14 protein-coding genes and 1 CRISPR repeat array are annotated in these 23778 nt (G+C 37.0%); of the genes, 2 read left to right on the top strand and 12 right to left on the bottom strand.

The window, feature by feature from the left end:
- Positions 1 to 413: 413 nt before the first annotated feature.
- Complete coding sequence (locus ACKU4N_RS15845) at positions 414 to 1985, top strand: ArnT family glycosyltransferase (RefSeq protein WP_321317996.1); 1572 nt, start codon at positions 414 to 416, stop codon at positions 1983 to 1985.
- 194 nt (positions 1986 to 2179) lie between these two features.
- Here the strand turns inward: ACKU4N_RS15845 and ACKU4N_RS15840 are convergent, their stop codons facing one another.
- The 5 genes from ACKU4N_RS15840 to ACKU4N_RS15820 form a co-directional block, all read right to left on the bottom strand.
- A complete protein-coding gene (locus ACKU4N_RS15840; protein ID WP_321317994.1) occupies positions 2180 to 2641 on the bottom strand; it encodes a PaaI family thioesterase in 462 nt (153 codons plus the stop codon).
- Positions 2642 to 2925: 284 nt separating this feature from the next.
- On the bottom strand, positions 2926 to 3396 hold the full coding sequence (locus ACKU4N_RS15835) for a PPC domain-containing DNA-binding protein (RefSeq protein ID WP_321317992.1): 471 nt from the start codon (positions 3394 to 3396) through the stop codon (positions 2926 to 2928).
- Positions 3397 to 3630: 234 nt separating this feature from the next.
- The gene (locus ACKU4N_RS15830; protein WP_321317991.1) at positions 3631 to 4584 is read right to left on the bottom strand and encodes a glycosyltransferase family 2 protein; all 954 of its coding nucleotides are present in this window, start codon (positions 4582 to 4584) and stop codon (positions 3631 to 3633) included.
- A gap of 4 nt (positions 4585 to 4588) precedes the next feature.
- Positions 4589 to 6172: an ArnT family glycosyltransferase gene (locus ACKU4N_RS15825; protein ID WP_321317989.1), complete on the bottom strand. Its 1584-nt coding sequence runs from the start codon at positions 6170 to 6172 to the stop codon at positions 4589 to 4591.
- A complete protein-coding gene (locus tag ACKU4N_RS15820; protein WP_321317987.1) occupies positions 6135 to 6866 on the bottom strand; it encodes a phosphatase PAP2 family protein in 732 nt (243 codons plus the stop codon). The genes ACKU4N_RS15825 and ACKU4N_RS15820 overlap by 38 nt, the downstream gene beginning before the upstream one ends.
- Before the next feature lie 388 nt (positions 6867 to 7254).
- Between ACKU4N_RS15820 and ACKU4N_RS15815 the strand changes: the two genes are divergently transcribed.
- Positions 7255 to 8004 carry a phosphatase PAP2 family protein gene (locus ACKU4N_RS15815; protein WP_321317986.1) on the top strand — a complete coding sequence of 250 codons (750 nt, stop codon included), beginning with the start codon at positions 7255 to 7257 and terminating at the stop codon, positions 8002 to 8004.
- A gap of 214 nt (positions 8005 to 8218) precedes the next feature.
- On the opposite strand, the gene ACKU4N_RS15810 is transcribed toward ACKU4N_RS15815, so the two are convergent.
- The 7 genes from ACKU4N_RS15810 to cas5 form a co-directional block, all read right to left on the bottom strand.
- Positions 8219 to 8488 (bottom strand): sodium ion-translocating decarboxylase subunit beta, encoded by a 270-nt coding sequence (locus tag ACKU4N_RS15810; protein WP_321317983.1) that lies wholly within the window; start codon positions 8486 to 8488, stop codon positions 8219 to 8221.
- 220 nt (positions 8489 to 8708) lie between these two features.
- Entirely contained in the window at positions 8709 to 10046 is a 1338-nt protein-coding gene (locus tag ACKU4N_RS15805) for a DUF1593 domain-containing protein (RefSeq protein ID WP_321317981.1), read from the bottom strand.
- 324 nt (positions 10047 to 10370) lie between these two features.
- Positions 10371 to 18637: direct repeats of the CRISPR family, unit length 30 nt; unit sequence ATTTCAATTCCAGTATGGTGCGATTGAGAG.
- Between the two features lie 223 nt (positions 18638 to 18860).
- Positions 18861 to 19127, bottom strand: coding sequence for a CRISPR-associated endonuclease Cas2 (gene cas2 / locus ACKU4N_RS15800; protein WP_101311515.1), 267 nt, complete (start codon positions 19125 to 19127; stop codon positions 18861 to 18863).
- On the bottom strand, positions 19127 to 20131 hold the full coding sequence (cas1b, locus tag ACKU4N_RS15795) for a type I-B CRISPR-associated endonuclease Cas1b (protein ID WP_321317976.1): 1005 nt from the start codon (positions 20129 to 20131) through the stop codon (positions 19127 to 19129). The genes cas2 and cas1b overlap by 1 nt, the downstream gene beginning before the upstream one ends.
- 31 nt (positions 20132 to 20162) lie before the next feature.
- Positions 20163 to 20675: a CRISPR-associated protein Cas4 gene (cas4, locus tag ACKU4N_RS15790; RefSeq protein ID WP_321317974.1), complete on the bottom strand. Its 513-nt coding sequence runs from the start codon at positions 20673 to 20675 to the stop codon at positions 20163 to 20165.
- Positions 20675 to 23098 carry a CRISPR-associated helicase Cas3' gene (gene cas3 / locus ACKU4N_RS15785; protein ID WP_321317971.1) on the bottom strand — a complete coding sequence of 808 codons (2424 nt, stop codon included), beginning with the start codon at positions 23096 to 23098 and terminating at the stop codon, positions 20675 to 20677. Before cas3 ends, cas4 begins: the two co-directional genes overlap by 1 nt.
- Positions 23083 to 23778: a CRISPR-associated protein Cas5 gene (cas5, locus tag ACKU4N_RS15780; protein ID WP_321317969.1), complete on the bottom strand. Its 696-nt coding sequence runs from the start codon at positions 23776 to 23778 to the stop codon at positions 23083 to 23085. The genes cas3 and cas5 overlap by 16 nt, the downstream gene beginning before the upstream one ends.

Genomic DNA, 23778 nt, shown 5'->3' with positions numbered 1-23778 from the left:
CTCAACCTGGCATTTGTACCAAGGAATTATCCCGATTTTTTCGAAAAGATTTAAACGATTAAAAGCTTGCTGGTATTTGTGTTGCATCACAAATACCAGCAAGCTTATTTTTTGTATAGAGAACAAATATATAGCTAAAAAGAAACATTTTATAAGATTGGTTTTGATGTTAATTTGGGATTACACGCAGAGGATAACGTTTTGCAGAACTATAAAATAGAAACATAAAAATTTCCCTTTAAACGATAAAGTACTATTAGAACAATTACGTTTTCGACTTGCACCATTTTTTTTATGGAAACAGGTAAGAAATGTCTGGCTCACTTATATAGAATGTTGTATATTAGACTGATATACTGGATTTTTTGCAATAAATGTCCAGGTCTTCGTCGTTGAATTCATATTCTTAATTTATGGCTGGGCATTCACGATTTGGTATTTCTTTTTTATTTGAATTTATTGAGGAGAAATGCTCAATTTTACGTGATGCGGTATATTCCAGATTCACCATTCTGCTTGCCTTTCACCTTTTAATTGTCATACTAAGGATTTTATACGTGCAATGGAGTTCTTTGGAAATTTATTCAGAAGAAGCACAATATTGGATCTGGTCTCGTCACCTGCAGCTGTCCTACTACTCCAAACCACCTTTAATAGCTTATTTAAACTGGTTCTCCACTTCACTTTTGGGGAATACTCCTTTAGGCATTCGGATCAATGCCATTCTTGTTGGATTTGGCATTGCAATGACTTGCTATTATCTTACTTTGGAACTCTTCCACAATCGCAGGACAGCCACAATCGCATCTTTTCTAAGTTATGTTCTGCCCTTTATTTGGCTTCCCTCATCTTTCTTCACAACCGATAGCCCTCTTCTGTTATTTTGGCTTCTCTCTCTTTTTTTATTCTGGAGAGCTGTAAATAACAATTTCATGAAGAATTGGATTTATTTTGGCATTTGCCTTGGGTTGGGTATCATTTCAAAGTATTCCATCCTTTTAATACTGCCTTGTTTATTTGTATTTTTATTGCGAAGCCATTCCCATGTTTTTCGAAGCCGAAAGCTCTATGTTGGAGTGAGTATAGGCTTACTGTTTTTTTTGCCTGTTGTTATTTGGAATATAAAAAATGACTTTGTAGGTCTGCGTCACGTTCAATATCTTGCGGGAAATACGAAAGAAGCTGTCCAAATAGAGAAGCTGGCTTTTAATTTTTTGGAATATATTTTCGGGCAGATTGTCATTTTATCTCCATTCTTTATAGGTTTTTATATTAAAATCCTAAAATCATGGATCCATAAGCAGCTTTCAGATGAAATGGTATATCTTATCCTTCCGGGTATCATGGTATTCTTTGTTTTTATGCCCATTGCATTCGTCAGAAGATCGGGCGTTGAAGTAAACTGGCCCATGTTTGCCTACGCCACAATTCCGGTTGCTTTGGCTCATTGGGCTGTAACGGGAAAAAAAACCGGCAGATTAGGGGCGGGTGCTGCAGCAACTTTTATGCTGGTGTTACTCATTACCAATCTATCCGTTCTTGATAAAGTGGGAATTCAGAAAATTATTCACGTTAAATTAGATCCGACAAGTAGGTTAGCAGGCTGGAAAAGCCTTGCCCAACATGTTGATTCATTGAAAAGAAGGATTCCTTCTACGAACTGTTTTGTATTTTCGAATAACTATCACATTAGCTCCGAGATGCAATTTTATCTTGAAGAACAACCAGCAACTTATTTTTTAAATTACAACAACCGCATGAATCAATTCAGCCTTTGGCCGGGACTGGAACAGTTTGTCAACAAAAAATATTATGGAATTTTCATCAGTACAACACCAATAAAGGACAAATTAAAAGATAGTTTTGAGGAGATTGGCTCCTTTACTACCCGAAAAACTCTCTATCGCGGAACAGAAATCAATAATTTCAATATCTATGTTTTAAAAGATTTCAAGGGATTTGAGGAGAACAACAGTCACTACTAAGTCTTTGGCTCAGTTTTATTAGGCGGATGAATCTATTAAACGCTCTTAAAAGCGTGATTTTGTGCCTTGCAGTCATCCCTGCTTTTTCGAAAAAATTTAAACTATAATCAGCTTGCTTATCAGTCTGTTCAAAATTTGTTTAGCAATACGGTTTTAAACTCCCTGTTAAAAAGTTTCTTTTCGGACAGTATTTTTTACTGCCCAAAATGATCGGGAACTAAAACTGAAACAACCTCGCCAACTACGCAAAGCACCCCGTTTGCAAACAGTTCCGCTTCCACAATTACTTTTCGAGCTCCAACTTCTTTAATTTTCCCTTTAATTACTATTTCGCCGCCAATGGGTGTGGGTTTTAAATATTTTACCTGCAACGAGGCCGTAACGCAACGGGGAGCGTTGGTTTCCGAAAGCTCAATTCCCTGTGCTTTAGCCAAGGCCAATGCCGCCGAGCCGGTTCCGTGGCAATCTATCAGCGAGGCCAGCAGTCCGCCGTATACAAAACCGGGAATAGCCGTGTGATATTCTTTGGGCACAAAGCGGGTAATCGTTCCTTCACCCTCCCAAAAAGTTTTAATCTGATGTCCGTGTTCATTTAACCTGCCGCAACCGTAACAATGCGCAAAATGGTCCGGGTAGTAATCCTGTATTCCTTTCATTGTAACTATTTTTTAGTTCTGACTTTTATGTGATCTTCAGTTTGAAGATACCAATAAGATTGGTGTGCTAAAAAAAAATACGGGAAAATCCATGCCGTCAAATGGTGATAAACAGAAAATGAAAAAGTTGGTATGAATTTTACCATTGATACCAATTTAATATCAACAGCCTGCTTAAAATACCAGCTTGTCATGCTCTTACTGTATGCAAGCCGTTTTGGTCAGGGTATGACTTGATTCTATAAGCACTATTTTATAAGATGAGTTTTGATGTTAATTCGGTATTAGTTCCCCACAACTTCTAGTTCGTAAAATGTTGTTTCAGGATCAACAACACGTGTAAAATTCAGGCCTTTATTATTGAGAAGCACGATTTCTGCAGTCGTGTAAATGATATTGCCATCCACCAGATGACCACCAATCATATTACCTGTGCTATCCGATACCGAGATATGAATATGATTGTTTTTACCATGGTCTGCAAATGTTCCGGTTAAAGAAACAATTTCGTAATGACCCTTTAAATGCAAAAGCTCTTTCTGATTTGCGGGCCGAATAATCAGTTCTCTCAAACTTCCCACACAGGTAGAAACCGATGCCGATTGCAGCTGATTGGTTTTAACAAATTGTGCCATTTCCTGTTTCAGATCCATCCCCGGTTTTAAGCGCAGGGCATACATTTCAACATTATTTTGCTGGCAGGAAACCAAACTGATAAAACCTGCAAGAAGCATAAAGGCATTTAATTTCAACATAGACATATTTTTAGGAAAATGTAAAATTAGAAAATATAAAAATGGTAAGAGCCAACAGGGAACTAAAAGTTTTCGCAAAAAAAGAGGGGGGCAATACCAATTGAAGAGAAGAATTTGCCAATGGAAGGGGCACCTAGGCCAATTGGAGGGTGGTACATGCCTGGGGGATAGTGTTTATTACAGGCATTTTGGTGAGAGTGTTCATATAATGGTGTCATTTTTTTTGTTCTCTTTCTATTTGACAAGCGAATTTGCTTTGCTCGAAACGATTCTTTTAATTTTAAAGGGACTTTTTTGCTGCGATTCGTAGTAGGTCCGCATTTGTATTTCGGATATGATACCAATGGTAATCAGTTGAATTCCCCCAAGCACCATAAGCAAGGCTAAAATAAGGATGGGTTTCCCCCAAATGTCTTCTCCCATTATTTTAAGGCTTAACAAATAAATATTTAGAATGGCTCCGACTGTAAATATCAGAATGCCCAAACCGCCGAAGATATGCATGGGTTTTTGCATGTATCGGGTAAGAAAAACCATTAAAATAAGATCGCTTGCAACTTTAAAGGTTCTTGATAAATTGTACTTTGTTTTTCCAAATTGCCGGGCATGATGTTTTACCGGTATTTGAGTAATGCTTGCCCCGTTCGAGCTGGCAAGAATAGGAATAAACCGGTGCAGTTCTCCATAAAGGCCAAGTTCTTTGGCAATTTCATTTTTGTAAACTTTAAGCGTACAGCCATAGTCCTTTATATTCACTTTAGTGAGCAAACGAATTAGGTAATTGGCAATTTTGCTGGGAATTAAACGCAAAAGCAAGCCATCTTTTCTATTGCTTCGAATTCCTGCTACCAAATCCCAGTCTCCGTATTCGGCCAATTGCACCATCATGGGAATATCTGCCGGATCGTTTTGCAAATCCCCGTCAAGGGTGACAATGTATTCTCCCGTGGCCACCGAAATTCCGGCCGCCAATGCTGAGCTTTGTCCGTAATTTTTTCGAAGTTGAACCATTACAAAGCGTTCATCATTAATATTCAGAATGTTGTTTCGGGTTGCATCTGTTGAGCCGTCATCTACGAAAATAACTTCATATTCGTAATCGGTTAATGATTGAATAATTTTCTCGCTTAAAGGAGCAATATTTAGTTCCTCATTGTAAACACAGATAACAAGACTGAGTTTTTTCATGCTTTTAGTTCTTTGTGAGTTTATTCTTTAAGATTACAGTGGTTCTGTTCTCGAAAACATCTTTTTGTTCAAATATTTTTACGGCAAATTCAGAGTAGTTTGCATCCTGCAGACTTTTACTTGTACTGATAACACAGGCATCAGGATGATTCTGCAGGAAATCTTTAATGCTTTCAATACTTTCCAGTTTTATAATTTTTTGCTTTAGATAAAAAGGATAGGAAGGATTGAATTTTTTATAGCAGGCAATGGGTTCATCTTTATTGATGTATGGCAGCGACAGGGTGACCGGGTTTTGTTTGGCAATTTGAAAAAAAACAATCTCCGAAAGGAAAAAGGAGAGAAGAATAAAAGAATAGCTGATTAGATGAATCGTGAAATTTAACGTTCTTTTTTTATAGAGTTTCAAAGCAAATCCGGCTCCAATGATTCCGGGCAAAAGCAGTAATAGCTGTGGTTTTAAAAAAGTGTATTGTTTCTCAATATCCAGAGCGAAATAACCTGCTGTAACAATCAGAATGGCAACAATAAACAGCACAATGAGCTCCCACCTGTATGCAGGCTGTTTTTGTTTGGCGAGCAAAGAACCAATAAGAATCGCAAAAAACGGGTAGGCAGGTGCAGTATAGTTTGGCAATCGAGTTGACGACAGACTAAAAAACAGGGTGATTGTAAGTCCGGCAACAAGAGCAAACAGCAATACATCCTTCTTTTTATTTCGATAAGCATGCGATAGGGCACGAACCAGAAATATTGAAAAAGGAAACAAACCCATCAGTACAAAGCCAGATGCCATTAAAAAGCTTCCTCCATGACCTTCTTTGGTGCTGGCAAAGCGTTCCAGATTGTGTTCAAAGAAAAATCCATGCGTCCATTCTCCATGAGTTTCCCGATGGACCAAAAGGTACCAGGGTAAAGCTATTGCAGCAAAAATGAGAAGTCCGGATATGGGTTTTAATCCCCAAATAGTAGAGGATTGTAATTTTTTGCTGAGCAGTAAATAGAGGAGCATAATGAATCCGGGCAGTAAAACCGCAATAGGACCTTTCGATAAAGCGCCCAGAGCCAGGCAAATATACATGCCCATTGCAGCAAATCTGTTTTTTTCCTGAAGAGATTCAAAAAACAGGAATAAAGAAGCGGTAAAGAAAAACAGGAGGTACGGATCGGGTACTGCCATGTGAAAGAAAACCCCAAAATGAAGGGAAGATATCAGAACCAATGAACTGAAGTAGGCTGATTTAATGCCCAGCCATTTTTTCACAAAAAAGTATGTGATTAGTAAGCTTAAGGCTCCAAAAACGATCGAAAAAAAACGTGCTGACCAGGATGAAATACCAAAAATTTTGTACGATAAAAGCATGAAAAAGTAGTGTAGCGGAGGTTTATCGGTGCGCAATTCATAATTGAACCCGGGAATAATATAATTTCCGCTTTCCATCATTTCGCGGGCACACTCTGCATTTTTGGCCTCGTCTAAAATATAAATTGAGCCGCTAATTCCAGCTGTTGCAACAATAACATACAAAAGCAGAATAAGAACAGGGATTTTAATTTTTGGGTGGATACTTATAAGGAAGCTTCTCATTACTTTTAGGGTTTATGGATGGCAATGGAATTTTAGTTTTTGTGATAAGAAATGAATATAAGGATGAATTTAATTTGCTGTTTTGAAGCCGGTTTAATTTGGTTTCTATTATCCAAATGAAAAGAGCCGATTCAAGAACACCCAGAATAGCCCCAAAATACACATCGATAAAAAAATGCTGCAAAAGATAGACTCGTGAGATACAAACCAGACTTGCTATGGTTAAGGACATGTAACTAAGAAGGAATTTCCGATAAATCCAGATGATTAGGGTGGTTGCAGCAAATACGGTCATTGCATGACCCGAAGGGAATGAATTTTTATAGTAAAAATGAATTCCTTCGGGGATGTGAATTTCACTTTTCGACAAGTAAAACAATGGCCGCATTGAATTTACAAATATCATTTTTTTAAACAGATAGGAAATCAGACCCGAGGATATCAATAGCAGCACACTAAGTATTGCGTAATAGTATTTTTTGAAAAGGAAAACAAAGGCAAGAACCAGAAGAAAGCTGCCATCTCCAAGCAGGGTGATCCAGAAAAAAAACTGATCGAGAAAAGGAGTATGGAGCGCATTAATAAATAAGGAGAATTCAATTTCGGAAAAGGCCAATAGAATATAGCCTCCGGATACAAGTAAGAGGCAGAAAATAAGCATGCTGTAAATTAGCTGTTTTGAAATAATCCTCATAAGACAAAGTGTTTTTCTACTTATGATATAAGTTGTTTGTTAGCGTTATTGAAGTAGCAATTGCACAAGTTTTTCGTTTTTATTCAAACGAACATGGCTTGAAATGCATTTATTTACATACAAGTTATTGTTTTTATTTGTTAAATAATCTAACTTGAAATTACTTTTTTCTATCTAATTTATTTTCTGTCATTTTGTTTGGTTCCAAATAAACAAGTAATTTCCAGATGCTTGGATAAAAAATACTTCTGTAGAAATAAGATAAGCTTCAATCTTTCTTTAGATTTTTGGATTACATTTAGTTCCTAAATTGAGCAATTGGAATCTGCACTCTTAAAATAGTTGAGTTGGAGTAGAAGGATTCATTAACCTAAATTATAAAAGAATTATGCGATTCTATTTCCTCATTGTTTTTCTTCTTCCTCTTCAGGTTCTGGCCAACTCTTCGGCAATAGATTCTTTGAATGCAAAGTCTGATGATAAATATGAGTACGGCTTGAACATTAGAAAAACAATTATCCCTATTTCCCTAATCTCTGTTGGTATAATTGGTTTTGAAAATAATGGTTTTGAGATCTTTAATGAGGAGATTCAGGAGGAAGTGGCCGAGAATATTGACAGGCGTTTTACGATTGATGATTTTATGCAGTATGCTCCGGCAGGTGTGGTTTATGCGAATAACTTACTGGGAGTAAAAGGAAAACACAGCTTTTCAAATCAGTTGCTAATACAAGGAACTTCTTTATTTATTATGGGAGCGGTAGTTAATACTTTAAAATATTCAGCCAAAGAGGAGAGGCCTGATCATTCCGGATTTACATCTTTTCCGTCGGGACATACTGCTATGGCTTTTGTGAATGCAGAACTCCTTTGGCAGGAATATAAAGATGTTTCAGTTTGGTATGGAATTGCGGGATATTCTATGGCAGCTTCAGTTGGGATATTTAGAGTTGTGAATAACAAACATTGGGTGACTGATATTGCTGCAGGAGCAGGAATTGGAATACTAAGCACAAAAATATCCTATCTGATTTATGAAAAAATACTTACTAGAAAAAAGAACAGAAAACAAACTGCTCTGATGGTACCATTTTACAATACAAAGCAACTTGGTCTTAGCTGTTCAATTACATTTTAAGAATTTAAACAATGATTAAATTCTAAATTTCCTGTAAAATTTACAGATGTCCTCCTGGTGGCATCTCTGTCCATTGTACGATGTTCAAGTTTTTCTCTGCCCATTCTTTTGGGGGGTAATAATAAGTCTTCTTAAAGTTTAATTCCAAATCTTTCATAACTTTTCATTGATTGTAGTTGTAACCGGCAAGCTTGCCGCTGCTATTCAGCGGAGTTTATTTCTTCTTCAAATGAGTCAGTAACAAATATATTCCACATATTATCTCCAGAGCAACCAAAACAACTATATACCAATTAATTTGTGATGATATAAATATTGCGGTTGGTCCATCTATTCCTCCAATAATTCCAATTGCTCCTGCTTCTTGTTTTGTAAATAAATCAATCATATCTCGAAAAGGAAAAATATATGATATGATTAATAGCGAATTAATAATGAACAATATCCAAATAACATTTCCTATTTTAAAGTGTATTTTATTCATATTCTGTCTTGTTTCATATTTGTTTTTTGCTATTCTCAGAGTTTAATTCCAAATCCGTCATATGTAAACGTTCCGCTTCCGTGTTTTAATTTTCCGTTTTCGTACAATTACTCTTTCGGATAACTTAAATTCTTATCTAATAATGTAAATATAAAGGTGGTGTGAGAGGTGTATCCCGGCTATTCTAGTCGGGACCATCTACTCGACTGTGTGCTAGCATTTATTCTTCTTTATCTACATTTATTACAATTCGTCTATAACCAGTCAAAGCCGGAATACCTTTGTCTGTTATTTCTAAAATAAGATGAATTGTCTTTCCTGAAGCATCAGAAGGTACAAGTATTTTACATTTAGGGGAAGAATTCTCTTCTATAGTTATTGCACCTTTATATGTACTTGGTTCATTATAAACAAACCATTTATAATCTAATTGATTTCCATCAGGGTCTTTTGATTCAGTGGCATCAAAAATCAAAGCATTTCCAGCTTTAGCTCTTTTATATAAACATTTTAAAGAATTATCACCATCTACAATGGGTACAGGGTGATGGTTTACAGCAGAATAATCATCTGTAGTAGTCCATATCATACGAGCTGCAAAATTATTCCAGATATGTTGTTTCCATTTGTTTATGGCTTCAATTCCCTCTTCTGTACTGCCATACATGTAATAAGGGTCATATTGAGTTTCATCTTTACCACTTTTGACAATGAAACTCATGCCTCGAATTCCACTTTCTTTATTAGTGGAGAATCGTCCGCCCCAGCCACCATAGTCGATGTGGTCCGGAACGTTTAAACCATTGGCGTAAACATAAAGAAAAGAAGGAGAGTCGCCTTCTGTTGCCCAAATTCTATTTGGGTAATGCACACCAAAGGGCTTGATGTTCTGAATATTGTTCTTCGCCCAATCGTCAGATGGTGCCCATCCATAGATTTTTTTGTTGCGTATATATACAATGTCAGGAAAGTTTTTCGCAATCCAAGCACCCGCATCATCTTGCCCAAGCACGTCATAAAGTCGTATTTTCTTTACGAATGCGTTTAATGCTTTTTTGTTTCGGGTATTTTTTACTTTCCAGAGAGCTTGTGCAACAGTATTCATGCCACCCCATCCGGCAATCCATACCGGGCGGTTATCCCCTTTCTTGTCTACCGCTGAAATAATTAATTCTGACCCCTGAGAATCTTTACCCTCTCCCACGCCGGACATATTGGATTTTGCCTGCCCTTGCATTGTGATTGACCTTAAATAGTCGGCTTCCGGATAACCGGTTGCTTGTTTCTTCAAACAAGGTAACACTTCTTCATACCAATTGACAACTTCAATTATCTTTGCGGTTTTGTCTGGGTCGTCTACCCAAACCTGTGAACTTACAAGCCCTTCAATGTCAATCGCATTGGAACAGACCAAAAGGTGAATCATGGATTGGATATCATCGGGGTCACTACCACCAAGGTCTGTAGTGACAATGAATCTTTGTTTGTCGCTCTTATTTACTTGCGCAGAAGAAAATTCTACGCATAAAAGAAATGTAAAAATTAGAATGTATTTCATTTTTTTAACTGTATAAAATTTTATTTACTCTCTTATTCGCTGTTGCTCTACTGACCATCTTGTGTAATGCTTGCACACAACGGCAGTCTGTCTAAAAACGAATCAAACTGTTCAATCGAATTTTAAATATAGCAGTTTTAAGGATACATAAAAATTGAAAATGCTTTAAGCGTAGCAAGGTGAAAGCTGTGAGATGGTTAAGGCGTATCTGTAATTGTTATCCCAATCTATTTTATCATTGGACATTAGGCTATCAGTTAACCTAAAATTGAATTGACTGCATAATAAGAGCCGTATGAATTGAGAGATTTATTGCCTGTCCCGATTTCAATTCCAGTATGGTGCGATTGAGAGATGAAAAAAGTTACAGTTGAAATAACACCGAAAGGAATTTCAATTCCAGTATGGTGCGATTGAGAGGAACGGAAAAAGCGTATAGAGCAAAGGCGTTACTTATTTCAATTCCAGTATGGTGCGATTGAGAGCATTCTAATTAAAATTTGAGAACAATCATCATCCATATTTCAATTCCAGTATGGTGCGATTGAGAGCCAAAACAGTCCACGACTGAACTACTCTAATATCTATTTCAATTCCAGTATGGTGCGATTGAGAGTTTAAACCTAGCTATTAATTTAGTTAGGTTTTTTTGATTTCAATTCCAGTATGGTGCGATTGAGAGAATCACGGCTCAAAGAGCAGAACTCACCAAATTAGAATTTCAATTCCAGTATGGTGCGATTGAGAGACCGACTAAATTTGATGAACATGGCTTTAATTCGTATATTTCAATTCCAGTATGGTGCGATTGAGAGTCTTGGCTCTAAACGGGAATAACATGTAATTCTGCTATTTCAATTCCAGTATGGTGCGATTGAGAGCAAAGATCCATCTAAACCATGGATGGTATTTCTTCATTTCAATTCCAGTATGGTGCGATTGAGAGATTACCCCTGCTTTGGTTTCGGGTGTAAGTATGCTATTTCAATTCCAGTATGGTGCGATTGAGAGTTTATTGGTACTAAAGTACTCCTGCACTAAAATTTATTTCAATTCCAGTATGGTGCGATTGAGAGTCATCCATATTTGTTTCTCCACTTCTAAAAGTTGAATTTCAATTCCAGTATGGTGCGATTGAGAGGGTTGTTGGTCAGGAAAAAACAGGTACCAATGAATTTATTTCAATTCCAGTATGGTGCGATTGAGAGGGGCACCTGCAATGATACAATGTTTACAAGATTTGAATTTCAATTCCAGTATGGTGCGATTGAGAGGGTAATGAGTATCTGGTCGGCCATGTCCTGATTATATTTCAATTCCAGTATGGTGCGATTGAGAGATTCACTCACTTTCGTGGTCTGTATGGTACATAAACATTTCAATTCCAGTATGGTGCGATTGAGAGGTTACGCTATGGCCTGTCGGAATATTTACGGCAAAAATTTCAATTCCAGTATGGTGCGATTGAGAGGATGAGTCTTTTAGTCTTTCAAAGAATGTTTCTTTATTTCAATTCCAGTATGGTGCGATTGAGAGTCGCCAACAAGGAAAACATGCCGGCGGGGTTTATAATTTCAATTCCAGTATGGTGCGATTGAGAGTGCAATCAATGTTTCTTTGGCTTCCTCATCTTATGAATTTCAATTCCAGTATGGTGCGATTGAGAGTTTCGGTTATAGCTACTGCTCTTATATATCCTTGAAAATTTCAATTCCAGTATGGTGCGATTGAGAGACTTATCAGTGTAGGGAAAAATGCCTTTATTGAAATTTCAATTCCAGTATGGTGCGATTGAGAGGCAGCTGCGTCGACTTGATCTTTGAATTTTCCAAAATTTCAATTCCAGTATGGTGCGATTGAGAGCATTTAGCAGAAGAGTTGGGGCATATACCTGATTCTATTTCAATTCCAGTATGGTGCGATTGAGAGGTTTTTAGATGCAGAAAATACGATTGACGAAAAGAATTTCAATTCCAGTATGGTGCGATTGAGAGACCAATGTTTTAATTGCCGAAGCCGGGCGTGCGATATTTCAATTCCAGTATGGTGCGATTGAGAGAATGGTATCGTAATGCTTACTGAAATTCTCGAAATTATTTCAATTCCAGTATGGTGCGATTGAGAGACAATCCATTTAACATCAAAGACACAACTATCGACATTTCAATTCCAGTATGGTGCGATTGAGAGCTTCATCGCCATTCGCAAGCAGTGTGCCTCCGTTCATTTCAATTCCAGTATGGTGCGATTGAGAGTCGTCGGCTAATTTCGATTGTGCTCCAATAATATCATTTCAATTCCAGTATGGTGCGATTGAGAGTTTAGCCATCTTTAAAGAGTGTTTTAATGAAATGAATTTCAATTCCAGTATGGTGCGATTGAGAGCTTCCGAACCATTCCGTTTGCGACCGGCCTGCTTTATTTCAATTCCAGTATGGTGCGATTGAGAGAAAGCTTTAAAATAATTTCGCAGCCAATACCATTTAGATTTCAATTCCAGTATGGTGCGATTGAGAGGAATACCGCGACCGCATTATTCAGGTGCCAATACCAAATTTCAATTCCAGTATGGTGCGATTGAGAGATGGAGCAACTGCGCATTACGATACTGTAAGTGTCAAATTTCAATTCCAGTATGGTGCGATTGAGAGGTTCTTGATGAGACTGTTGCAGAATACATGTATCAAATTTCAATTCCAGTATGGTGCGATTGAGAGATTTACTTTCCCTATTAAATTCTTTAAACTGTTCTTCATTTCAATTCCAGTATGGTGCGATTGAGAGTATGGAGCAGGACAAACACCATACGGATATTCTAATTTCAATTCCAGTATGGTGCGATTGAGAGCATCAGAAAATGAAGGGAAGACAAACTCTATAGGAAATTTCAATTCCAGTATGGTGCGATTGAGAGCACAAGAAAAGGATTTAGATAGCCTTTCTCAGTCAAATTTCAATTCCAGTATGGTGCGATTGAGAGGGCTCTTCTCGAAAGTAGGAGTAAATTTATTATCTAATTTCAATTCCAGTATGGTGCGATTGAGAGGAGGCTTCGAAATATTAATTAAGCTTTATTAAGCTGTATTTCAATTCCAGTATGGTGCGATTGAGAGTTTCGGATGGTGCAAGCTCGACATTAAATGTCTATAATTTCAATTCCAGTATGGTGCGATTGAGAGATCCGATTGGAGCAAAGAACTCGTTTTGTGACTCAAATTTCAATTCCAGTATGGTGCGATTGAGAGTGCGAGGGAATTGATTGAGGAAACAATGCTTTCGAATTTCAATTCCAGTATGGTGCGATTGAGAGGTGAGATTGTAGATATGGTTTTTGCCGACCCTCCATTATTTCAATTCCAGTATGGTGCGATTGAGAGATTGGAGCAGGTTACATCGGAGGAGCAGGTATTGAATTTCAATTCCAGTATGGTGCGATTGAGAGATTTATGCCAATGATCCTAAACATGACGGGGTCATTATTTCAATTCCAGTATGGTGCGATTGAGAGATTAATTAAAGCAGCGGTTGTATTAGGCAGAGAGTGATTTCAATTCCAGTATGGTGCGATTGAGAGGGATCTTGGATAGGTAAAGATGATAATATTGCTCAAATTTCAATTCCAGTATGGTGCGATTGAGAGCTGTCTGGATTTTGGATGCTACCGGACGTTCAAAAATTTCAATTCCAGTATGGTGCGATTGAGAGTATCACCATCGTTCAACACTTGAATTGTTCCTGCTGAATTTCAATTCCAGTATGGTGCGATTGAGAGGAATGACTTTGCAACAATGGCCGCGCTTGTTTTTGATTTCAATTCCAGTATGGTGCGATTGAGAGCAAGAGAAAATATTAAGAGAAATAAGCTTAATGATTAATTTCAATTCCAGTATGGTGCGATTGAGAGTAACATCTTCTTTAGATGTTTTGGGTCTGTTACATCATTTCAATTCCAGTATGGTGCGATTGAGAGCATCAGAAAATGATTTTGCTAAAGCTTTGGTGATGATATTTCAATTCCAGTATGGTGCGATTGAGAGAGAAGACAAATAAAAAGCGTATTAAGAACTGGGTTTATTTCAATTCCAGTATGGTGCGATTGAGAGAGCTATTGAGATGATGGACAATAATGTAGAACAAAGATTTCAATTCCAGTATGGTGCGATTGAGAGAAAAATGCCCTCCAACTGCGAGGCGGTGATTTCGGATTTCAATTCCAGTATGGTGCGATTGAGAGATATCGCGCCATATAGTAAACAAGCTTACGGCAATATTTCAATTCCAGTATGGTGCGATTGAGAGAATTTTGAATGTTTCCAAACTCAACCTGCAAATTTATTTCAATTCCAGTATGGTGCGATTGAGAGCAATGAAAATACGTTTGAGTCTTTGGCGCGGGGTAATTTCAATTCCAGTATGGTGCGATTGAGAGAAAAGCTTTGCCCTTTAGCAGTTGCTTTGTCGAAGGATTTCAATTCCAGTATGGTGCGATTGAGAGTTAACAACCAGTAATCGGCCAATTGCTGATCGCTTAATTTCAATTCCAGTATGGTGCGATTGAGAGAACCAAAGTTTACATTCAGAGAAGTTGTTTTTCCGGAATTTCAATTCCAGTATGGTGCGATTGAGAGATTCTTTATGCCAGATTTTATTGTTGAGTATGCTCCATTTCAATTCCAGTATGGTGCGATTGAGAGAGGGAAAGGTTATCCCTGGTGTGCAGCCTACGTAAATATTTCAATTCCAGTATGGTGCGATTGAGAGCCAACCAAATAGATTGTTAATCCCGGACGAATTAAATTTCAATTCCAGTATGGTGCGATTGAGAGTTGACAGGAACAGCATTACCAATTTGTTTATATTGAATTTCAATTCCAGTATGGTGCGATTGAGAGATCGTGATCATCGATAATACAGGTTTTGTATCCTTTATTTCAATTCCAGTATGGTGCGATTGAGAGGCTGTGACTGTTGTGCCATCATTGGGCTTGTATTGGTATTTCAATTCCAGTATGGTGCGATTGAGAGATCAAATACTACGATTGAATACGGTCTTCTTCTTACATTTCAATTCCAGTATGGTGCGATTGAGAGTTGACTGTGAGATACCATTACAGAACACAATATGTCGATTTCAATTCCAGTATGGTGCGATTGAGAGTATGACATTTCAGTTCTCCCAATACAACAATCTTCTATTTCAATTCCAGTATGGTGCGATTGAGAGCCTTCTGCGGTAAATACATCATTCACACCATCGTAAATTTCAATTCCAGTATGGTGCGATTGAGAGTTCATGCAAGGTGAAAACTACGATGTTAAAGTATTATTTCAATTCCAGTATGGTGCGATTGAGAGTTCGCATGATTCTTTGAATAAACACATTGAAAAGCTATTTCAATTCCAGTATGGTGCGATTGAGAGATTTTAAACGGAACGGGTCAGACTTCTTACGATGACCATTTCAATTCCAGTATGGTGCGATTGAGAGTTAAAGCATTGGTATACACTGCCTTTGTTGTTAATCGATTTCAATTCCAGTATGGTGCGATTGAGAGCCTCGAAAATGTAGGTGCCCCCATGTTGGTAAATGATTTCAATTCCAGTATGGTGCGATTGAGAGTTACCTGGTTGCCGGTTCTTAACTTTAAAGTGAACGTATTTCAATTCCAGTATGGTGCGATTGAGAGATAGCGATTCAATTGATGATGATCTGCTTGATGCATATTTCAATTCCAGTATGGTGCGATTGAGAGCATGTTTGTAGGTGCCAATCGTGAATACATTGTTGGATTTCAATTCCAGTATGGTGCGATTGAGAGCTCATATTGCCGGGGAGAAAGATCTTTTTGCTGCTTAATTTCAATTCCAGTATGGTGCGATTGAGAGTTAGCATGTCTGACATTAACAGCAGAATACTTCAAGTATTTCAATTCCAGTATGGTGCGATTGAGAGTTTAGGATTGGATTTAGTGCCCTACCATCAAGAACATTTCAATTCCAGTATGGTGCGATTGAGAGTCATAGGCTGCATCATCTTCATCATTCATTAAAATATTTCAATTCCAGTATGGTGCGATTGAGAGTCCTTTTCTTCTTTTTGGGTGTGAGGTGAGTTGGTTATTTCAATTCCAGTATGGTGCGATTGAGAGTACCGCAAACCTACGCCCCTGCATTTGCATTAAATTATTTCAATTCCAGTATGGTGCGATTGAGAGCTTTTGCAGAAAACGAGAGAGAGTACGGATTCCGAATTTCAATTCCAGTATGGTGCGATTGAGAGCTGGGAATGTTGAAAATGAGGATGATCCTTTGCATGATTTCAATTCCAGTATGGTGCGATTGAGAGAACGGCATTAATGAAACGGTATGCTCCTGTTCTGATATTTCAATTCCAGTATGGTGCGATTGAGAGCTGCGTAAGTAGTTCAGCCGGACAAACATTAATAGTATTTCAATTCCAGTATGGTGCGATTGAGAGCTTGTAAACCCACGTCACACTCACATTATTTATGTGATTTCAATTCCAGTATGGTGCGATTGAGAGCCTCCATAGTTTTCAATAGTTGCTCACGTTTTATCCTATTTCAATTCCAGTATGGTGCGATTGAGAGCTTCTCTTTTTCCTTACGATCTCTGACAGTAGTAATATTTCAATTCCAGTATGGTGCGATTGAGAGATAGGGCCGCCACAAAACCTTGTTACAATACCAATATTTCAATTCCAGTATGGTGCGATTGAGAGACGGTGGTATTAATTCAGCTTATAAATTGAGAGTCTATTTCAATTCCAGTATGGTGCGATTGAGAGCATATTCATTGTAAATAACGCCTCCAATCTAGACAAATTTCAATTCCAGTATGGTGCGATTGAGAGACTAAAAAATTGGTGGGTTGTAAAATCCCCATTCGCATTTCAATTCCAGTATGGTGCGATTGAGAGAAACTTCCCAAAAACTTCCCAATAAAGAATTTAAAAATTTCAATTCCAGTATGGTGCGATTGAGAGATTCTATCTGACCATCATCGGCAACCCGCATTGGCAATTTCAATTCCAGTATGGTGCGATTGAGAGCTTGTTGTTGAATACATTATAGTAAGGTTTGTTGTGATTTCAATTCCAGTATGGTGCGATTGAGAGAGGATGCAGATATATCTATTGAGGTGCCATTGGTAATATTTCAATTCCAGTATGGTGCGATTGAGAGCTAAGTGCATAACCGGCACGTTTACTTACAGATTTTATTTCAATTCCAGTATGGTGCGATTGAGAGGCTACAATAATGTCCCCGCCGTCAATTATTCCTGTATTTCAATTCCAGTATGGTGCGATTGAGAGTTTAGCCATCTTTAAAGAGTGTTTTAATGAAATGAATTTCAATTCCAGTATGGTGCGATTGAGAGTCCTGCGGTTGGTGACGATGTAATCAGGATTGGTAGATTTCAATTCCAGTATGGTGCGATTGAGAGTTTGAGCATTATTAGAATCTGTATATGCTTTAATTTTATTTCAATTCCAGTATGGTGCGATTGAGAGTACCTAATCGATCAGGTCTGCGACCTAACTCGATCATATTTCAATTCCAGTATGGTGCGATTGAGAGGACGTAACGAAAGGTTACAAAACGCAGTCGATGGGAATTTCAATTCCAGTATGGTGCGATTGAGAGACAACGCTCCGGCACCATCGAAACCTTAAATCTGCCATTTCAATTCCAGTATGGTGCGATTGAGAGAATCAAGGCCGAACAGGAGTTAATCAATAAGGACTACATTTCAATTCCAGTATGGTGCGATTGAGAGCAGATATCCAGCTTTCAAAATCAGCAATATTCTTCTATTTCAATTCCAGTATGGTGCGATTGAGAGCCGTTCCAATTCCTTTTAAAGCTACACTTCCAACTTATTTCAATTCCAGTATGGTGCGATTGAGAGTATCACTGTTTATCACTTCGATTATATTTGAAACATTATTTCAATTCCAGTATGGTGCGATTGAGAGTTCTTTCCCCGGGGAGTACTGGCTAATATTACTTTATTTCAATTCCAGTATGGTGCGATTGAGAGTCCATTAGGTTCATATACACGCCTAATTGATTCATATTTCAATTCCAGTATGGTGCGATTGAGAGTCCGTAATTCTTTACGTATCCGTGAATCGCTTCGTGATTTCAATTCCAGTATGGTGCGATTGAGAGAACATTTTGCAGATATACCCCTTTGATGTATCGCATATTTCAATTCCAGTATGGTGCGATTGAGAGTTTCCGGTTAGAGTGTCAACATCAATAAATGATACTTATTTCAATTCCAGTATGGTGCGATTGAGAGGCCTTTAAAAACGATAATAAGTGTGTTGAGATAATATTTCAATTCCAGTATGGTGCGATTGAGAGTAATCTTCACCATGTTCTTGACACAAACTCTGAATCATTTCAATTCCAGTATGGTGCGATTGAGAGTCCTAAATAATCAATTCCTTTGTATTCGTTCAATAGATTTCAATTCCAGTATGGTGCGATTGAGAGCTTCGACCATATGTTTTTCAACACGTTTAGATCTTTATTTCAATTCCAGTATGGTGCGATTGAGAGTCGACCGACGACTCAAAAAAAAACATCTGAAAATCAATAAATTAAGATTCTAAGATGTGGCTAAAACAACAAGCTTTAGTTGTCGATGTGTAAAAGTATAAAAAAGATAGGGTTTCGACAACATGGACGAAACATTAGTTTTTTCGATATGTCAAAGAACGTTAAGGTCGAAGTCACATGTTTTAAAAGGGGAGAGGGATGACCTGTAATGACTTATCGACAACTATAAGAATTGATCCAAATCATTTTTTTCATGTCCAATTACTTCTTTTTCCAACCATTTTTGTTCTCTGCTTTTAAATAAGATCAAACTATCGCGTTCTTCCTCATTCATAATAAATTCAGCTTTCAAAATTAGTTCTTTTAATTTAACCTCTGTTATTTCGCCTTCGAAAACCGAATTCTGAATCCAATTTAAATATTGTCTGCACAATTTCAACATTTTTCCTACACGCTTTTCGCCCATGTCGTAAACCAAAATTACATACATTACCAGTAAATTTTAAACGGTTTATATTCTTCTATGTCCAACAAATGTTTTTGCAATTTATAACATTCTAATTTTATCAGATGCTTGTAACTCACACTTCTATTTAAACTTCGGTGTTTTATGGTTTCTTCCAATCGTTTTTCAAAAGCCTGTATAAACTTTTTCTTTCCTTTCTCTTTTAAAACAATTCGGTTCAATTTTTCTTCGAAATCATTTTCCTGAATTTCTTTTTTGTTTAAAACCTTAAAAATAACCCGATCTACTAAAAAAGGTTTGAAAACTTCAGCCAAATCCAAAGCCAGACTAAATCGCCGTTCTCCGGGTTCATGCAGGAAACTAATGGTAGGCTCCAGCTGAGTTTTCTGAATGGCACGCAAACATTCCGAATAGCACATCATATTGCCAAATGAGATGAGAGAGTTTACAATATTTAAAGGAGGGCGCTTGGTGCGTATTCCCATCTCGTGATCATTGATAATTAAATTGAACGCATCGTAATAATTTTTCCGGATATTTCCTTCAATGCCCATTAATTCATCAATTTCCTTTGTTTCACCAATTTTTTCCCGAAGGAGCTCAATACTATCAATTACTGGCATCAAATCTTTACCTCTGTTATCGTAATACCTCAGGTTTTTAAGCATATTAAACGAAGCTCCTTCGATAAAAGACTGGGCAACAACAATACGTTTTGATTTTTTTAAATAGGCCTGGGTTTGGGCTATCAGCATTTTTCCCGAAAGCAATTTACATTTCGGAGCAAACGATCCGGTGTAGTTTTCATAGTAATCGTAAAAATGCACGGCAATATCATTTTTACCTAAAAAGTTATAAAGAGCCGAATTGGCATCCAACGATCCCAATACATACAATTGGTCAACTTGTTCAACTGGCAAATAGCGGGGTTTCAAATCATTTCCTTCCTCATCAACAGGTGTAAATTTTAGTGTGTTATCCTTTCGCGATAAACGGCCAGGATTGAATAGGTAGTATGTTTTTTTCATTTTCAACGATTAAATTCAAGTAATAATGATATTAGTTCTCTTCTTCAGAACTATAACAAAAATCGTAGTAAGAGCATTTTTTACACTTTGGCTGATTTATGGCTTCAGGGCATTTATCGGAGTGTATAATTTTATCAATTTCCTCAAGTAATTCAACAATTCTCTCTTTATCGGGGATACTCAAAAACACCTCTTCCGTTTTGCGTTCCTTCGGATATTCGAGTATGCCGGTTACACCTTCTATACCATTTAATTCCAATACATAGATGTAGTACTTTACCTGCCAGATATGTGTTTCGTGAAATTTACTTGACTTTTTAACTTCATGAATTACTTTGTTTTTTGCATCGTAAAAATCGATTTTTATGGGGCCAATTTCAACTTGTTCATATTTGGATGAGCGTTGTTGGTAAGAGGTTTCTTCAATTAATACTCCCATGGCTACATCTTCCGAATTATCCTCAAACCGGATATCATTGGCATGTAACCACATTCTTCGATGACAGTAAAAGTAATATGATATAAGAGTTCCAGTTATTTGCATTATAAGAAGCAGTTTTCAATGTTATCAAGAATCAATCCTTCGGTGGAAGAGTAATTATCCATTGTGATGAATTTTATATCCATAATGTCAGCTAGATATTGTTGAGGCATTTGAGCTTTATTGTATTGATTAACTCGGATGTTCAATATACGACCACTTAATTGCTTAATAAAGTCGCTGATTTTGATTTTTATGCGTTTGGTATTTGCATAATCTTCTTGTGTCTTAAGCTCAGTAAGTAATTCGTTAAGCCTTTCATAGCAGGAGTCAGCTTCATTTTCTAAAATATAGTATTGTACTTGTTCTCCAATATTATTATTGATGAGTTTGAATTTCCCAAGGTTTTCGAATTCAGCATTATTTATGCATTTAATCATATTGTATGATTTTTCGGTGTTTTCTATAGATTTAAACTCACCTATTGTGAGATTTTGGCGAATGCTTTCAAAGAATTTTGATTGCACCTCAAACAACTCGTTTTCATTTATTGATGCTGGTATCTCTTTGCGACAGAAATCAAGAAACTTTTTTCCTTCATCCCGATAAATTAGTCTTGCTCGGGAGCGACCATTATCGCTAACCAATTCAAAGAAGTACACCTGTCCTTTATCTAAATTATTATTTCTATTGCAACGGCCTGCACTTTGAATAAGACTTGGTAAGGGACACATGTCACGATAAACGACAGGGAAGTCGATATCAACACCTGCTTCAATTAGCTGCGTTGATATTAAAATTACTTTTTTGTTGACTTTTAGTAAATTTTGAGCTTGTTCTATTATTCTTGTTCTGTCATCGGGAATAAAATGTGTATTCAGCAGAAGAATATTTACCGATTTTCCCTTCAGTTCATTGTAAAGTTTTTTTGTATCGGCAATTGTATTTAATATTACTAAGCAAGACCTGTCTAATTCAAGGATATGGTTTACCAACGATTCATTGGTTTGTTGATCGGAAAGCACTTCTATTTGGTAGCGATTAAAAATATCTTCTGCAAAATATTTTTTGCAATCGATTAGTTCATTCGGCACCGAGTAATCCTGAAATAACAAATCTGCTCTGCAGTCTTCATCTGTATCTTTAATTGGAATGGCCAACTTGGGCATGGTTGCAGTTGATAGTATTGCAAAAGAATTGTTCCTCCTGCAAAATTCATCTAACCATGCCGAAAAGAAAATATACAAACGCGGTGGTAGCGCCTGTACTTCATCAATTAAGAAAATGCGGTTTTTAAAGTTTGGGAGCTTTAGTAAAGTGGAATTTCTGTTGCTCAAAAGCGTTTCAAAAAACTGAATAAACGTTGTTATTACAAAAGGATGGTCGAATGTATTGTGAATAAAGTCTTCTTTCAATATTTCTTTTAAATTATTGTTCGATTGATCGTTTTCATACGATTGTTGTGCTTTTTTGATGCGCTCATTTTCTGTTTTTGAGTTTACGGAAAGTACATCATCTAGAAGTTCTTCGGCAATTTTTTGTACCTGTTCAGTGATTGATAAAAAGGGAAGAGAATAAATGATGCCAAGATTTCCCTTTTGCTTTCGAATCTCATTAGCAACAGAAAGCATTGTAAACGTTTTTCCTGCTCCGGTAGGTGCAGTAAGTGTAAAAACACGTTCATCTGTAGTTAACTTACTCTTGATTCTTTCAACGGCTTGTAATCGTATTTGTGTACGAAGAATATTAAGTTTTGAATTATTGGGGGACTTTTCAAACTTGTCAAAAGTGAGTTCCAGATTTTCAGAGAGCTGTATCGTGTTTTTTTCGATATTTTCGTCAAAAAAGAAATCTTTATTTTTTCCTGCATCTCTTTTATCTGATTCAACTAATGCAGCAAAAGCCTCCTGAGTATCCATAAAGGATTTTAAAGGCGATTGCTTCCATGCTTTCTTTTGATACTTGGACAAAAAAGAAACAAACATATTTTCTTGTTTTCCCCACTTTAATTCGAATGATGCACAATCTAACTTCAATGTTTTATTTAGAAATTCATTCATAGGGAGATTACGTCCATTTTCTTTAGCAAATTCAGTAGCCCTAATTAATTCCTCCGAACCAATGAAAACTTTGTCGAAATTTGGCAGGTTTTGGTGATGTTTACCTATAAGTACCGCAATTTGTAAAATAAACAAAGAAAGTTCTTCTTGATTTTTTAGACCTTGATTATTCATTATATCTTTCATATTGACCAAGGCATAATTAACCCAGCCAATTACCGATAAATAGGAGTGATTTGCATATCCATTGCTTTTCCCATACAGTTTGTTCTGAAAATTCGGGTTAATTTTACCCAAATCGTGAAACAAAGCTGCTACTTCCGCAATAGGCAAAGCAGAACGAAGAAGAGTACCCTTTTGTACTCCCCTTATATGTTCTTCCAATAATTTACCCGGATGCGATTCAAATTTTAAATCATGCACCATTGTGATTTGTTATTAAATTCAAAATAGATTCCTTCCGATTTTAATGTGGATTGATTTGAAGGATATACCACCTTGCAAAACTTTTCAGGCAAATTCCAAAAATCGTCGTTCTGAAAGGTTGGAATCTTATCAAATCCAATTCTGAACGAAGTTAAATCGTCCATTAACGGTGGATAATTATCTGTAATAAAACCGAAAGTTGTAAATGTTCCGTTCTTCTCAACAATCTCACCTTCTTCAAGAAACTTAATCTCTGCAGGGCAGTTGTGCAAACCTAAAACAGGTGTATAGCAAGCTTTCCCTTGTTTGCAAAACGAACAAAACCGATCGAAGTAGTCTTTGCATTCCGTATTCTTTAATGCCAGTACAACCGTATAGCTGGGATGTTTGATAAACTCCATCTGTTTCGGTGCTTTATCCCAGCAATTAGAAACATTTCTTAAAGTAAAACCCCACGATTGTTTTACAACTTCATTGTTCACTTGAACAGAATACATAAAACCTTCACTTAGCAAGGGGAACAAGGGTTTCATATCGTTTCGTTCAATCCCAAGCACCGCTCCAATCATTCCAATAAAGGCAGTTTTAGTAATGAAATCGTGCGAAAGCGGATTATTATTAGTTTCGGCCTTACGGAATTGCGCCCAATTGCCTTTTATTTCTAATTTTATCGCTTTCAT

This window comes from Labilibaculum sp., from assembly GCF_963664555.1.
Classification (GTDB): domain Bacteria; phylum Bacteroidota; class Bacteroidia; order Bacteroidales; family Marinifilaceae; genus Labilibaculum.
Note: the sequence above shows the minus strand (reverse complement) of the source record. Positions and strands in the feature narration are given on the sequence as shown.

Bases quoted from the DNA above. Each gene is read 5' to 3' on its own strand.
- ACKU4N_RS15845 (WP_321317996.1), top strand. From the start codon at position 414: ATGGCTGGGCATTCACGATTTGGTATTTCTTTTTTATTTGAATTTATT.
- ACKU4N_RS15840 (WP_321317994.1), bottom strand. From the start codon at position 2,641: ATGAAAGGAATACAGGATTACTACCCGGACCATTTTGCGCATTGTTAC.
- ACKU4N_RS15835 (WP_321317992.1), bottom strand. From the start codon at position 3,396: ATGTTGAAATTAAATGCCTTTATGCTTCTTGCAGGTTTTATCAGTTTG.
- ACKU4N_RS15830 (WP_321317991.1), bottom strand. From the start codon at position 4,584: ATGAAAAAACTCAGTCTTGTTATCTGTGTTTACAATGAGGAACTAAAT.
- ACKU4N_RS15825 (WP_321317989.1), bottom strand. From the start codon at position 6,172: ATGAGAAGCTTCCTTATAAGTATCCACCCAAAAATTAAAATCCCTGTT.
- ACKU4N_RS15820 (WP_321317987.1), bottom strand. From the start codon at position 6,866: ATGAGGATTATTTCAAAACAGCTAATTTACAGCATGCTTATTTTCTGC.
- ACKU4N_RS15815 (WP_321317986.1), top strand. From the start codon at position 7,255: ATGCGATTCTATTTCCTCATTGTTTTTCTTCTTCCTCTTCAGGTTCTG.
- ACKU4N_RS15810 (WP_321317983.1), bottom strand. From the start codon at position 8,488: ATGAATAAAATACACTTTAAAATAGGAAATGTTATTTGGATATTGTTC.
- ACKU4N_RS15805 (WP_321317981.1), bottom strand. From the start codon at position 10,046: ATGAAATACATTCTAATTTTTACATTTCTTTTATGCGTAGAATTTTCT.
- cas2 (WP_101311515.1), bottom strand. From the start codon at position 19,127: ATGTATGTAATTTTGGTTTACGACATGGGCGAAAAGCGTGTAGGAAAA.
- cas1b (WP_321317976.1), bottom strand. From the start codon at position 20,131: ATGAAAAAAACATACTACCTATTCAATCCTGGCCGTTTATCGCGAAAG.
- cas4 (WP_321317974.1), bottom strand. From the start codon at position 20,675: ATGCAAATAACTGGAACTCTTATATCATATTACTTTTACTGTCATCGA.
- cas3 (WP_321317971.1), bottom strand. From the start codon at position 23,098: ATGGTGCATGATTTAAAATTTGAATCGCATCCGGGTAAATTATTGGAA.
- cas5 (WP_321317969.1), bottom strand. From the start codon at position 23,778: ATGAAAGCGATAAAATTAGAAATAAAAGGCAATTGGGCGCAATTCCGT.